The organism is Paenibacillus sp. AR247 (genome assembly GCF_002968895.1).
Taxonomy (GTDB): domain Bacteria; phylum Bacillota; class Bacilli; order Paenibacillales; family Paenibacillaceae; genus Paenibacillus_AQ; species Paenibacillus_AQ favisporus.
The window spans coordinates 331,093-344,981 of sequence record NZ_PCZT01000006.1; the positions used below are offsets into that span (position 1 = coordinate 331,093).

The window sequence follows — 13,889 nt, forward strand, 5'->3', positions numbered from 1 at the left end:
GGGCGTAGACGGGGAGATGGTACGAGCGATGCTGCTGCACCAATTCGGCATCGAAATTGCCAGCTCCTTTGGACCGCTCGCGGGTCAGATTTGGCGGATCGGCACCATGGGATACAGCTGCAGGCAGACGAATATCCTGCACCTGCTGGGTGCGCTGGAGGCGGTACTGCTCCGGAACGGCGTAAAGCTGCCAGCAGGTGAAGCGGTGCGGGCGGCATTAGACGCGTATGAAGAAGCGCGAGTGGGTTAGGTTCAGGCGCCATCCATCCGTTTGCCTTTCGACTAAGGGTGTCGAAAAGCGCAAACGGCTTTTTTGGATTGTGCCAATGGAATTTTGGAATTTACGGGCCCGGGCGGGTGAAGACAGATACAATTTAGTTAGGTTCATGTAAGCATAATTCACAAATTAAAGGTGGTAATGTTAGGGGATAGGCGTTCGTTACACATTTAATTCGAATTTTTGTTCGTGATTACAAAACGACGGCATATTTGTTGACGCTAATTTGACGTATCTCCTATGATAGGCATAGAAAGTCAAGTCCTAAGGGGGATGGGTAACATGGCAACGAAAATGACAGCGAACAAACGCAGTGTTAAGAAGATGATGGCATTGTCCTTATGCGCCGTATTGATGACGGGAATGCTGGCCGCCTGTTCGGGGAAAACGGCAGCTCCGGAAACAGCATCCTCCGGGGAAAAGACGGGGACGGCTTCCGCAGAGCCGAAGCTGGAGAAATCCACCTTGGTTCTCAACTGGTTCGCCGAACCGGAACACGGCGGCAACTTCGCGGCCGTCCAGCAAGGCTTCTATAAGGACGCGGGGCTGGACATGACGCTGACGCCCGGGGGTCCGCAGGTATCCTCTACACAGATCGTAGCTTCCGGCAAAGCCGATTTCGGCATCGCGAACGGCGACGATATTCTGGTCGCAAGGCAGGAGGGCATTCCGATCGTAGCCATCGCCGCCTCGTTTCAGAAGAGCCCGCAGGTGCTGATTTATCACAAGGAAGCGGGAATTCAGGACTTCTCCGACCTGAACGGACATGCGGTTTACGTCGCTCCGACGGCGAGTTTCTGGCTGTACATGAAAAGCAAATATAAGCTGGATCAGGTCAAGGAGCTGAAGTATACGGGATCGTTGGTCAATTTTGTGAACGACCCTAACGCTTTGACGCAGGGATACATCACATCCGAGCCTTATACTTTGGAAAAACAGGGAGTGAACGTCGGCACGCTGCTGATCGCGGATTCCGGGTATAACCTTTACGCCAACGTCATTTTACGACCGAGAAGATGATCAAGGAGCATCCGGACAAAGTCAAAGCGTTCGTTGAAGCGACGGTAAAAGGGTGGGATTACTACAAGAACCACGCCGAGGAAGTCAATCCAGCCATCCACGAGCAAAACCCGGATATGGATCTGGATATGATGAAGTACAGCGCCGAAAAGGAGATGGATCTCGTATTCGGCGGTGACGCGGCGGAGCAGGGCGTCGGTACCATGACGAAGGAGCGGTGGGAAGAGGTGCAGAAGCAGCTCATCGAAGTCGGCGTTTTGAAGGAAGCGGAGCCGATCGCCAACGTATTTACCACCGAATTTTACCGGCCAAATAAAGCAATTCCGGCCATTCCGCCGTATCCTTCCTCTTGCCAGTCCAGACAAGGAGCGGCCAATATAACCCTTTAGACCCAAAGAAAAGCAGCGCCGACGCGGCGATGCTTTCTTTTTTTTTCGTATGCGATACAACCTCTGGGGAACGCCGGGCGATTTTAAATTCATGCCTTTTGGAAAAAAACTTTTCAACATTCCGCTTTCCATCCATTGACTTGAGCAATGCTGGGATGATATATTGTGCATACACGATATACACAATTTATCGAGGAGGAACGGTATGCTGGCATTAGACATTCGAAACTTAAGCAAAACCTATCCGAATTTCCAGTTGAATGACGTGACGTTTCAGCTGGAAAAAGGTTATATTATGGGTTTTATCGGCGCCAATGGGGCGGGAAAGACGACGACGATCAAATCGATTTTGAATCTGATTCATATCGACAGCGGTGAAGTGCGGATTTTCGGCAAGAACATTGCCGAACACGAAATCGAATTGAAGCAGGACATCGGATATGCGTTTGGCGGCATCGATTTTTATACGCGGAGCAAAATAAAAGCCTTGACGGAAGTGGTGAAAAAGTTCTATACCAACTGGGATGATGAAATTTATTCGTATTATTTAAGAAGATTCAAATTGGATGAAAACAAAAAAATCGTCGAGTTGTCAACAGGGATGAGAGTAAAGTACAGTTTGGCTCTTGCCTTATCCCATGGCGCAAAGCTTCTGATTCTCGATGAACCGACAAGCGGGCTGGATCCGATAGCCAGAGATGATCTGCTCGATCTTTTTCAATCGCTCGTCGCAGAGGGTGAAATCAGCATCCTGTTCTCAACGCATATTACTTCGGATTTGGAAAAGTGCGCGGATTACATTACCTATATCCATAACGGAAAAATCATCAACAGTGCCGTGAAAGAAGAGTTTATTGAATCCTACCTTTTACTGAACGGTAGCGTGAGTCAACTGGACCCGGTAAAGGCGCAGCTGATTTCCTACAAAACGAATTCGTTCGGCTTTACGGGATTGATCCATGCCAAAGACTTCGATCCTTCCTTAGATGTGAAAGCGGCCCGGCCCACTCTTGAGGAGATTATGATTTATTTCGCCAAAAAGGAGGATGTGTATGTATAACTTGGTAATGAAGGATTTAAAATTGGGGATCAATCCGTTGTTTTTTTTGGTGCCTGTCGTTTTGGGCGCGTTGATGCTCATACCAGGCTGGTTGTATTTTATCGTGCTGCTGTATTTTTGCTGGATCACGGTCCCTAATACATTTGGCCAGTTCCGGTCACAAAACGATTTGATGTTTACTTCGATGATGCCTGTCACCAAAACAGACATGGTCAAGGCCAGGGTGCTTGTCATTGTCATCCTGGAAATGCTCCATATGCTGATGGCCATCATTTTTGGTATCATCAATATTCGTCTCTATGGGGAAATACCCAACGTTTTCTTCGGACCGTATCCGGGTTTTTGGGGACTGTGCTTTGTGATGTATGCGGTCTTCAACGTGTTCTTTATCCCCATGTATTACAAGACGGCGTATAAATTTGGCGGGGCGGCGCTGGCGGGCATTTTCGGAGCGATGGTTTTTGCCGGACTCGCGCAATGGATCGGAATCCAGAATTCCTATGTATCCGACATGTTTAATGGCAGCGGCGTCCACAATGTGGCCCTTCAAGCATCCTTGATGATTGCCGGAATCGTTATTTTCATCGGACTCACCATGATTGCTTACCGGATTGCGGTTAAACGTTTCCACAAAGTGGAGATCCAATGAACATTGCGATTTCGAACAACTCCGAAAAACCGATCTACCAGCAGCTTTTCGAACAAATCAGCGCCCAAATTTTGAAAGGGGAACTGGAAAGCGGCTATAGTTTACCGCCGATCCGGCAAGCGGCCCAGGAGCTGCGCGTTAGCGTCATCACCGTAAAGAAAGCCTGGGAAGAACTCGAGCGATGCGGTTTGATCAACACGGTCACGGGAAAAGGGTGCTTTGTCGCCGATTTCTCACCCGAAGACAAGCTGCGTATACGCGACGAAATGATTTTGAAGCAGATGGTTAACGATACTGCATACTACAAATCCTTCGGCCTTACCCTGGATGAAGTGATGGAACTGATGAAGAAGATTTATTAAGCACCGCCTGATTAAGCTTGAAAAAAGACATCCGTAAAAGCCCAGCGGAACAGCGAATGAACGATCGCCGTTTCTGCCGGGTCTTTTTTTTGTCGTTGTCTACGCAGCTTCCGCATGCAGAGCATTTTCCTGGGCTAACGCGATAAATCGTTAATGCGTGCCTGGCCTCGCCTGTGTTAACCTACATCTGATCTTCTCCCATTTCATTTTCCAAGACCTGAAGGAGGGACCAAGCCAAGCATGAGAAAAGAGGGACTGCCATGATGAATGCCATGAAAACAAGGTGGAAGGGGCGAATCTATCATTATTTGACCTTGAAACGAAGGATTATGATCATTTTTCTGTTCAGCTCATTGATTCCGTTTGTCAGCATCGTGCTCATCTCTTATTTCACCATTTACTCCATCCTCACCAACAAAATCCAAAACGGCATCCAGAGCAACCTCAAACAGGTCGAGCTCTCCCTGGAAAACTCCATCAACAACCTCAACCATGTGTCGCAGCAGTTCGCCGTAGGCGGAAGCGTCGGAAACAAGCTGAGTGAAATGCTGTCGGCGGACGAGCCGTTCGAACGGGCGAAAACGCTCAGCGACTTGAAGGAGGAGCTCGGCCTGATTACGTTCACCAACCCCAGTATCGGACTGGCCATGTATTATTTTATGAACGACCGCCACTATGAACTGGAGAATACGGGCGTCAAGGACAGCTTCGCTCCCGAGAAGCTCCCCCTGCTGGCCCAATACAGCCAAATTTGGTACTACGGACCGCATGTGAGCAACAGCCGTTTTGACAACCAATACGTGCTTTCGGCCATGCGCAAGGTGGACCTGCCTAACCTGGACGGCGTGTACATTTACATGGAGACCGGCTTTAAGCTGACGCAGAACATATTGAATAATGATGCCGTCGGCGGGGCGGCTTCCCATGTGTTTGTGGATAACGACGGGCGGATCGCTTACAGCGACGCCCCGGATTCGTTTCAGATCGGAACGAAGTTTCCGCATTTCGACCAGGCCAAGTCGTCGGGCACGGAACAAGGCTACTACTGGTTTAAGGAAACAAGCAATCAAGGCTGGAGCATCGTCTCGTTAACGTCCAAGGCGGACTATAACCGCGAAATGAACCGCTGGTTCGTGCAGATCGGCCTGTTTTCGCTGCTGTTTCTCGGCATGAGCCTGCTGCTGGGTTGGCTGTTGTGGAAAATGGTCTACCGCCCGCTTCGCGGCTTTCACCGGGAAATCGAACAAATGGCCGACAGCCGTATCGGCAGTCCGGCCGCCCGCACCCATATTCCGGAATTCGACCTGCTGGTGCGGCGGTTTCAGCAAATGAAGCATCAAATTTGGGAATTGTTCCGTGAAGTCGAGGCCAAGGAAAAACGACGTGCGGATCTTGAGGTGGAGAAGCTGCTGTATCAGATTAACCCGCATTTTCTGATGAACAGCCTGGATACCGTCCGCTGGATCGCGGTCATGAATGGGCAGGAGGAAATCGACAGGCTTGTCTCTTCCTTGAACAAACTGCTGCATTACAATCTGGGAAAGCTCGGCCAGACGTCCACCATTCAGGAGGAGATCGATGCGGTAAAGCAGTACCTGATTTTGCAGCAAATCCGCTACGATTTCCAGTTCGACGTCCATATCCACGTTGATCAGGAGGTGCTGGACGTGGCCATTCCCCGGTTTATTTTGCAGCCTCTCGTCGAGAACGCCCTCTATCACGGATTGGACGACGACGGCTATATCCAGGTGGATGTACGGCAGTCGGATCAAATCGAGATCTCCATCCGGGATAACGGCGCGGGCATTCCCGAGGACAAAATCGAGGCGCTGCTGTCCGCGGAAGGCGGTAACCGGAGTGCCGGCATGGGCATCGGGATGAGCTACGTCAACCGGATCATTGGGATGCATTACGGCGAAAAGGCCAAGCTCGGTGTATCGAGCAGACTCGGAGAAGGGACGACGATCAAGCTTAGCTTACCTAATGAAGGAGGTGCGGACCATGATTAAAGTGCTCGTGGTCGATGACGATAAACTGGTCCGAAGGGGCTCATTTCGGTGATGCCCTGGCAGGATTTCGAGATGGAGGTGATCGGGGAGGCGAACAACGGAGCAAAAGCGCTGGAATTTCTGGACAATCATGAAGTCGATCTGCTGTTGACGGATCTGGAAATGCCGGTCATGTCCGGCATAGAGCTGATGCGCTTGGTGCGTGAACGGCATCCGGAGGTTTACATCGCGGTGCTGACCCTGCATCAGGATTTTGAATACATCCAGGAAGCGATCCGGCTGGGAGCGATTGATTATATCGCCAAGGTCCAGCTGGAGAAGGAACGGTTTGAGGAGGTGCTGGGACGGATTCATCGCCGCATCACAGAGCAGGAAGGGCGGCTCCGGAAGCTGCGCATGCCCGGGGCAAGCAGCCCTGACGAATCCTTTGCGACGGACCGGGGGTATGCGCTGCTGTCAGTGGTTCGCGAACCGGAACAACGTGCTGTGGTGGAGTGGGCGGTCCGGCAAGCGGAACGTTTTGCTGAATTGGGGCGCCAAGTCTTGTTCTTTACCTTCGGGGGAGGGGAGAAGGGGGAGGAGGGGCTGGATGAACTGGTACGATTGGCTTCAGCGGATGCCGGGTGGACGCTGATCCGGTTAAAGGGTATCCAGGGCCGAATGCCTTCCGAAGTGTATGATCAGGTGCGGAGGTACTGCGAAGGGGAGTTTTTTTACGAATATGACCCGGCTGTAAAGGTCATGGATCGATCCTTGTCAGCGCTCGGGCAGAGCGTGAATCCCGTAAATGATGATCTTACACTCACCGTAATGGCCCGGTGGCTCTCGCCGGGCTGGATCTACCGGGAAGGTTTGTTTCAGGCAAATCTGCAGGAGTTGAAAGAACTGCGGCTGCCGCAGGCGGAGCTCTCGGGGCGGCTGTACGTGCTGGCCGACCGGTTGGACCAGCTGGCCGGTAAAACCGGAACGACTCGCATTCGCCTGCCCGCCCCGCTGAATTCCTGGTTCGAGGTCGAAGCGTGGTTTGACGGCGTCCGCAAGCAGCTTCGCGAAGAATGGGGCAAGGCTCCTTATTCGCCGGAAGTCGTTCAGAGCGTGATGACAGCCGTTTCCATGCTACACGAGGAGCTGGACCAGCAGGTGACGGCAGCGGATATCGCCCGCAGGGTCAGCATGAGCCGCAGCTATTTCAGCCAGTGCTTCAAGGAAATTGTCGGAACCAACTTCAACGCCTACCTGCGCCGCATCCGTCTGGATCAAGCCAAGCATTACTTGCGGAATACGACCAAGACCGTCCTCTGGATCGCACAGCACGTCGGCTATGAGGATGAAAAGTATTTCAGCCGTTCTTTCCGGGAGTATACCGGGCTGCTGCCGAGCGAATATCGGAATCAATCGGATCAGGATAAAGAAGGGTAGAGAAATGTCCTCCGGCAAGTAGGAAATTCGTCGAAAACGCTTCAGTGAAACCGCTGACATCCTCCCGATTGAAGTCAATTGTCTATCCCAACCTGAAACTTCCGTCTAACTGGGAAAAGCGGAACCCTGTGTTACCTTAGAGGTGCAAGCAAACCAAGAGCGAAAGAAGGGGCGAAGAAGATGAGAGCAAAATCCATGATGAGCCTGGTGATAGCGGGCCTGATGCTGGTTCTGTCGGCCTGCGGCAGCGGCGGCGCTTCGGAGAAGGAAGCCGATGTATCCAAAGATCCGGTGGACCCGTTCGGCAAGTACAGCGAGACGGTTACGATCAACATCGGCAAAGAGGTGGACTCAGCAGATAAGAGCCTTCCGCCAGGAGACTCACCGGAAAACAATGTGTATACCCGGTACGTCAAGGACAACCTCAATATCGATACGAAGATTATTTGGCAGGCCGGCGTCGGCAAGGATTATCAGCAAAAGGTAAATCTGGCCATCGCCAGCAACGATCTTCCGGATGCGCTCGTCGTGACAGACACGCAGCTGCGGCAGATGGTCAAGAGCAACCAGCTGGCCGACCTGTCGGAAGTATACGAGCAGTATGCCTCCCCTGTGCTGAAAAAGATCATCGATTCGACGGATGGGCTTGCGATGAAATCCGTCACCTTCGACGGAAAAATGTATGCGCTACCAAACGTGACGGCGGAATCGGACATGCAGCATATCATGTGGATTCGCAAAGACTGGCTCGACAAGCTCGGTCTTGAAGTCCCGCGTAACGTCGAGGAACTGGAGAAGGTCGCCAAAGCCTTTGTAGAACAGGATCCGGACGGTAATGGGAAAAACGACACCATCGGCATCAGCGGCCCGCAATCCGGCGGACTGCTCAATGCGGATTTCATCAATCCGAACAACAACAACTACGGATTTGATCCGATCTTCGGCGCCTATCACGCATATCCGGGCTTTTGGCTGAAGGGCGCAGACGGGAAGCCGACCTACGGATCCATCGAACCCGAAACGAAGGAGGCGCTCGCCAAGCTGCGGGACCTGTATGCCAAAGGGCTGATCGATCCGGAAATGAGCATCCGCAAGGACGCGCAGGAGCTGATCAAGAACGGCACATCCGGGATCTACTTCGGCCTGTGGTGGGCAGGCGGGTACGGCCCGCTGGCGGACGCCATCAAAAACAATCCGAAGGCGAACTGGCAGGCCTACACCCTGCTCGACAAGAACGGAGAGTTCACACCTCATATGGGAACACCGTCCAACCAATATCTCGTCGTCCGCAAAGGCTACAAGCATCCGGAAGCTGCGATTAAAATGGAAAACCTTTTGCTCCGGGACGAATCCAAATTCGACGTCAGCGTCGGCATCGGGAACTACCCGCTGCGTATCGTGTTCGCACCAATGGACGAAATGTACGTGACCTACAACGCGATGAAGGAAGTGCTGGCCGGCACCAAAAAGCCGGAGGAGCTCGATTTGCCGGGTTACAAGCTGCTGAAGGCCGATGCTGAGAATATTAAGAAGGTGAAGCTCGAACCGTACGATAAAATGGACATCCAGTATTGGGACCCGAATGCGGATTTGGGCGCCTGGAAGCGGCTCTACTCCACTTTGGTCGGCATTGCGCCGCTGATGGAGCCTTACAAAAAGACGTACAGCCTGACCTATTCCCAAACGAAAACGATGGAGAGCAAGTGGGCGACGCTCGACAAGATGGAGAAGGAAACGTTTCTGAAAATTATTATGGGAGCGGCCCCGCTGGATACCTTTGATCAGTTCGTAAAGGACTGGCGGAAGCAGGGCGGAGACGACATCCTCAAAGAAGTCGCGGAAATCGCGCAGCAGTAGGCTTTTAACGCTCCAAGGAAAGGCAGGTGCCGGGAACCGTTCCGGCGCCTCCCCTATTTAAGCATATGACCCGAAAAGGAAGGAGCTGCAAGATGATTAACAAGGGATTTGCCAAGCACTATTACTTGATGCTTCTCCCCGGAATGATCTGGCTGACCCTGTTCAGCATCGTTCCGATGTTCGGCATCGTCATGGCTTTTCAGGATTACAACCCGGGCCTCGGAATTCTGCATTCGGAATGGGTCGGTCTTGAAAACTTCAAATACATGTTTTCCTTGAACGACAGCGTCACGATTCTGGTCAACACCCTGGTGATCGCCGTGCTCAAAATTGTAGGTAATCTGGTCATCCCGCTCGTCTTTGCCCTGCTGCTGAATGAGCTGCGGCTGCGGTATTTGAAGCGCTGGATTCAGACGATCGTATACCTGCCGCATTTTTTGTCCTGGGTTATCCTTTCGGGGATTCTGCTCGATATCTTCGGCTACACCGGTCCGGTGAACCAAATCTTGTCGGTGTTTCATATCAAGCCGATCCTGTTCTTCGGGCGGGCGGACCTGTTTCCGGCCCTCATCGTGGGAAGCGACGTGTGGAAGGAATTCGGGTTTAACACGATCATTTATTTGGCCGCGCTGACCGGCATCAATCCGGCTCTGTACGAGGCGGCTGCGATCGACGGGGCGACCCGGTTCAAGCGGATGCTGCACGTGACGCTTCCCGGCATCGTATCGGCGATCGTACTGCTCTCGGTGCTCAGCCTTGGCAATGTGCTGAACGCGGGCTTTGAGCAGATCTTCAATTTGTACAACCCGCTGGTCTATTCCAGCGGCGACATTATCGACACCTGGGTCTACCGGACGGGGCTGGTCAATCTGCAGTTCAGCCTGGCGACCGCCATGGGCCTGCTCAAATCGGTGGTCAGCTTCCTGATGATCACGATCTCCTATTATCTCGCTTACCGGTTTGCCAACTACCGTATCTTTTGATGACAAAAGGAGTGCATGTTCAATGGTGAAAGACAACACGGCAGGCTCCCGGCTGTTTGATATTGCGCTGATCGTGATCCTGGTAGGCATCGCAATCTTATGCATCCTGCCCATCTGGTACACCCTTGCCGTATCCCTCAGCAACAATGCAGCGGCAAGCTCGGGCCGGGTCGGGCTGTGGCCCGTCGGTTTCAACCTCGGTTCTTACCAGGAGCTGATGGGAGACCGCAAATTTTTTAATTCGTTCTGGATATCCGTGCAGCGGGTCATCCTCGGGGCGGGGCTGAACTTTGTGGTCATTCTGCTGATGGCGTATCCGTTATCCAAAAATGCCAAGGAGCTGCCGTATCGCAATGTGCTCATGTGGATCCTCGTGTTTACAATGCTGTTTAACGGCGGACTGATTCCTTGGTACATGACGGTAAAGTCGCTGGGGCTCATCAACAACATTTGGGCGCTCGTTCTCGGCAACAGCGTGCCGGTATTCAGCGTCATCCTTGTCATTAACTTTTTCCGCAATCTGCCTAAAGAGTTGGAGGAGGCTGCGCTTGTCGACGGTGCGGGTCCCTGGCGGATGATGATCCAGATCTTTGTCCCGCTAGCGGGGCCAGTCATTGCTACGGTTACGCTGTTCAGCATCGTGTACCATTGGAACGAATTTTTTAACGGGCTGGTGCTGATGTCGGCGGCGGACCATTATCCGCTTCAGACGTATATCCAGCAGATGGTGGTGGTGATCGATGCTAACACGATGACGGCCGAACAGATTCAGCGGATGAGCGAACTGTCGAACCGGACGCTGAATGCGGCCAAAATTTTCATTGCGATGATTCCGGTGCTGGTCATCTATCCGTTTCTGCAGCGGTTCTTTATTACGGGGATTACGCTGGGCTCCGTGAAGGAATGAGGGGGACGCTGGCAAAATGGATCAGGGAACAGCCGCTGAGCCGGTATCGTCCTCGCGTGCTGAGCCCGACGAAGACGCAAAGACAAAAGGGATGCCCTTACGCCGATTGACGGCAGGGCATCCCTTTATGTGTTGAATAAAGCGGCAGCTTAGATGAAGCCGGCTGGATCAGCGAGTAAAGTTCCACATGCCGGTGATGAATCGTGACCCGTCCTGCCGATTTGCAGGTTGGTCCGTCCTTCGCGCAGCAGCAGGCTCCATCATTCCTAATTGGAGAGCTTGGCTGACATAACCTGCGGCCCAGGAGGGAACGGTGCCTTCGTTGGCTTCGGGAACTTCCCCTGACGCCGAGGCTTCGCGGTGAATGAACACATAGGCGCGAACCGCAATCGCAGCCATTTCGGCGCGCGTGATTACAGCTGTTCCGTCAAACCGGCCCTCGCCGGTTCCGCGCACGAGGCCAGCTTGACGGGCTGCGGCGATATCGCCTGCATACGGACTGTCGTCACTGATATCGTGAAACTGGCTGGATTGACCCGCAGCGGATGCCAGGCCAAGTTCCCGGGCGACCAAGGAAGTGAACTCGGCGCGGGTGAGCGGACTGCCGGCGGGGGGGAGGGGGCAGCTGCAAACATTTTGCGTCCAAGGTGCATCGTCCGAAGGTCCAATTGATCCATCAGCTGCTGGACCCTGTCCATGCCGACCTTGTCGATGAGCACGTTGGTCGCCGTGTTGTCCGACTGGGTGATCATCAGACGGGCAAGGCGTTCCAGCGTAAGGTTCTGCGGAAAGCTCTCGGTCTGCAGCGAACCGCTGCCGCCCACGACGTCTTCGGGCGTTACCGTGACCTGATCGGCCAGGGACAGCTCGCCTCGATCAACCTGCTGCATCAATGCGGATACGACGGCAAGCTTGATCGTACTGGCCGGCATGTACGGCTCCCGCGACCCAAGCAGCAGCGTTTCATGCCCGTAATGGCCGCTGAGGTCGCGGATGCCGACCGACATGCGAATCCCGTCCTTCTCCGCCTGCTGGAGGATGGGAGTCAGGGCTGATGCGATAGCAGATAAGCCTTTGTCCGGAGAAGCATCGGACGCTGCCGGAAGCAAGCTGGTCAGCAGGGCAGTAGCGGCAATCGTCGTCATTAGGGTTCTTCTTAATACCGGTTTCCGTCTGCGGGTCATCAAACATCCCTCCAAAAAAGAATGTTATATAAAATGACATGATCGGTTGATGTATACCTCTTATTATAAATGGATGTAATATTAGTTTACAATCTGTTTTTGTGAGCGTTCACTTTTTGTTCATAACATTCTGTCGATGCCGTGGATTTGACAAAATTACTTACATAGGCTCGGGAATAAAGCGGGAGCTTGGGTTCCGTTTTTTATTTTACAAAAACATAAAATAATAGGGGCATTAGAAGAATCATGCAGAAAAAAAGTCGATTGGCGGGAGTAGATGGCAGACCATGAGAATGACGATCGGCTAACTGAATAGGGGAAAGAACTTGGTATGGGCAGCTGAATATAGAAAAGGTCGGATCAAGGTTAAAAAAGCCTCATTCTGTTATGTTTTAAAAAAATATAAAATGTTTTAGATTTTATATTTACAACTCCATTTCCTGTATGTTATTTTATACTTGCAAACGGATTCATTCAATATGTTTTGAATTATTTTAGAAAACTTTAAAACCGAGGAGGTCATCTTCGCAGCAACCTATCGAAGCTGCCCCGGTTCAGCTTGCGGAAGCGGCGTCCGGAAAAATGGTTCTTGAGATGAGGAGCCGCCGGAGTCCGGCAGGGGAGTTGAAATCAGACACAAATGAAAGCGCTTTATTTCATGTTTTTAGGTCACCCGTTCTTGGTCAGTCAGATTTGTTTTGTCCTGCAAGTGCTTGGCGGCAGAAAAATCATTGAAGCTTAGAGGAGGATCCTGGATATGAAGAAAAAATGGCTGATGCTGCTGCTGGTCGTCACGATGACGACGTTGTTGTGGGGATGCGGCAAGTCTTCCAATAGTGCGGAAGGCAAAACGTCCGTCCTGGACGGAGGGGCCGGCGACACGGCAACCGAGCTGTCCTACTGGACATTTGTGGAGCTGCACGGGCAGCATTTCAAGAAGATGCTGGAGAAATGGAACGCGGCGAACCCGGACCGCCAGATCAAGCTGAACGTCACAGTCATGCCGTATGACGACATGCATAACAAGCTCTCGATCGCGGTACAGACAGGCGTTGGGGCACCGGATATTGCAGACATTGAGATCGGCAAGTTTCCCGATTTTCTGAAAGGCACCCCTCAGCTGGAGCCGCTGAACGACGTGGTCGAGCCTTACAAAGATACCATCGTCCAGTCCCAGATCGATATGTACAGCAAGGAAGGGAAGGTATACGGACTCTCGACCCACGTCGGTGCGTCGGTCGCGTTCTATAACACTGAAATTCTAAAGGAAGCCGGCGTGGACTACAAATCGATCGTCACCTGGGACGATTTCAAGAAGGCAGGCATGCAGGTGTACGAGAAGACCGGCAAATATATGGGTACGGCGGATACGAGCGCCGGTTGGGAGGCATCGATGATGCTGGCGCAGCAGGAAAGCGATTTTACCGATGATGCGGGCAAGCCGATCGTCAATTCGGACGCCATGGTCAAAGGACTGAAAGTGCTGAAAGACCTGCAGGATAACAACGTCATCGCCACAATTGCCGGCGGGCAGCCGGACACAGAGGAAGCGTACGGCGAGTTTAACGAAGGGAAATATGCGACGGCTTTCATGCCGCTGTGGATGATGTCACGTTACACGAACTACATGCCTGACCTGTCCGGTAAAATCGCACTTGCGCCGATTCCGGTCATGGAAAAAGGAATGCCGCGCTCTTACGGCGGAGGCGGAACCGGTACCGTCGTCACGAAAACAGCCAAAGACGTTCAGTTGGCCAAAGACTTCATTGCTTA

Annotated in this window: 11 protein-coding genes and 2 pseudogenes; 11 read left to right on the forward strand and 2 right to left on the reverse strand. The window is 52.5% G+C overall.

All coding sequences use genetic code 11. From position 1 onward, the window contains the following. From CPT76_RS06525 to CPT76_RS06570, 10 genes and pseudogenes are all read left to right on the forward strand, one after another. Positions 1–250 (forward strand): annotated as a pseudogene (locus tag CPT76_RS06525) (alanine--glyoxylate aminotransferase family protein); the annotation flags it as partial. A 390-nt stretch (positions 251–640) separates the two neighbouring features. Beyond that, positions 641–1,686, forward strand: a pseudogene (locus tag CPT76_RS06530) (ABC transporter substrate-binding protein). Between the two features lie 205 nt (positions 1,687–1,891). Next, positions 1,892–2,746 carry an ABC transporter ATP-binding protein gene (locus CPT76_RS06535; protein WP_105442304.1) on the forward strand — a complete coding sequence of 285 codons (855 nt, stop codon included), beginning with the start codon at positions 1,892–1,894 and terminating at the stop codon, positions 2,744–2,746. Next, a complete protein-coding gene (locus CPT76_RS06540; RefSeq protein ID WP_105442305.1) occupies positions 2,739–3,395 on the forward strand; it encodes an ABC-2 transporter permease in 657 nt (218 codons plus the stop codon). The genes CPT76_RS06535 and CPT76_RS06540 overlap by 8 nt, the downstream gene beginning before the upstream one ends. Then, positions 3,392–3,757, forward strand: coding sequence for a GntR family transcriptional regulator (locus CPT76_RS06545; protein ID WP_105442306.1), 366 nt, complete (start codon positions 3,392–3,394; stop codon positions 3,755–3,757). Before CPT76_RS06540 ends, CPT76_RS06545 begins: the two co-directional genes overlap by 4 nt. 263 nt (positions 3,758–4,020) lie before the next feature. Then, positions 4,021–5,766, forward strand: a complete 1,746-nt coding sequence (locus tag CPT76_RS06550; protein ID WP_374954618.1) for a sensor histidine kinase — start codon at positions 4,021–4,023, stop codon at positions 5,764–5,766. A gap of 51 nt (positions 5,767–5,817) precedes the next feature. Then, positions 5,818–7,185: a response regulator transcription factor gene (locus CPT76_RS06555; protein ID WP_105442307.1), complete on the forward strand. Its 1,368-nt coding sequence runs from the start codon at positions 5,818–5,820 to the stop codon at positions 7,183–7,185. Positions 7,186–7,365: 180 nt separating this feature from the next. Next, the gene (locus tag CPT76_RS06560; protein WP_105442308.1) at positions 7,366–9,042 is read left to right on the forward strand and encodes an extracellular solute-binding protein; all 1,677 of its coding nucleotides are present in this window, start codon (positions 7,366–7,368) and stop codon (positions 9,040–9,042) included. Between the two features lie 92 nt (positions 9,043–9,134). Further along, on the forward strand, positions 9,135–10,025 hold the full coding sequence (locus CPT76_RS06565) for an ABC transporter permease (RefSeq protein ID WP_105442309.1): 891 nt from the start codon (positions 9,135–9,137) through the stop codon (positions 10,023–10,025). Between the two features lie 22 nt (positions 10,026–10,047). Continuing rightward, positions 10,048–10,932 (forward strand): carbohydrate ABC transporter permease, encoded by an 885-nt coding sequence (locus tag CPT76_RS06570; protein WP_076171504.1) that lies wholly within the window; start codon positions 10,048–10,050, stop codon positions 10,930–10,932. A 168-nt stretch (positions 10,933–11,100) separates the two neighbouring features. Here CPT76_RS06570 and CPT76_RS41905 read toward each other — a convergent pair whose 3' ends face one another. Beyond that, the gene (locus CPT76_RS41905) at positions 11,101–11,445 is read right to left on the reverse strand and encodes an S-layer homology domain-containing protein (RefSeq protein WP_374954619.1); all 345 of its coding nucleotides are present in this window, start codon (positions 11,443–11,445) and stop codon (positions 11,101–11,103) included. After that, complete coding sequence (locus CPT76_RS06580) at positions 11,346–12,116, reverse strand: serine hydrolase (RefSeq protein WP_105442311.1); 771 nt, start codon at positions 12,114–12,116, stop codon at positions 11,346–11,348. The genes CPT76_RS41905 and CPT76_RS06580 overlap by 100 nt, the downstream gene beginning before the upstream one ends. Positions 12,117–12,873: 757 nt before the next feature. Between CPT76_RS06580 and CPT76_RS06585 the strand changes: the two genes are divergently transcribed. Continuing rightward, positions 12,874–13,889, forward strand: a 1,016-nt coding sequence (locus CPT76_RS06585) for an ABC transporter substrate-binding protein (RefSeq protein WP_105442312.1), incomplete at its 3' end; no start/stop codon positions are given.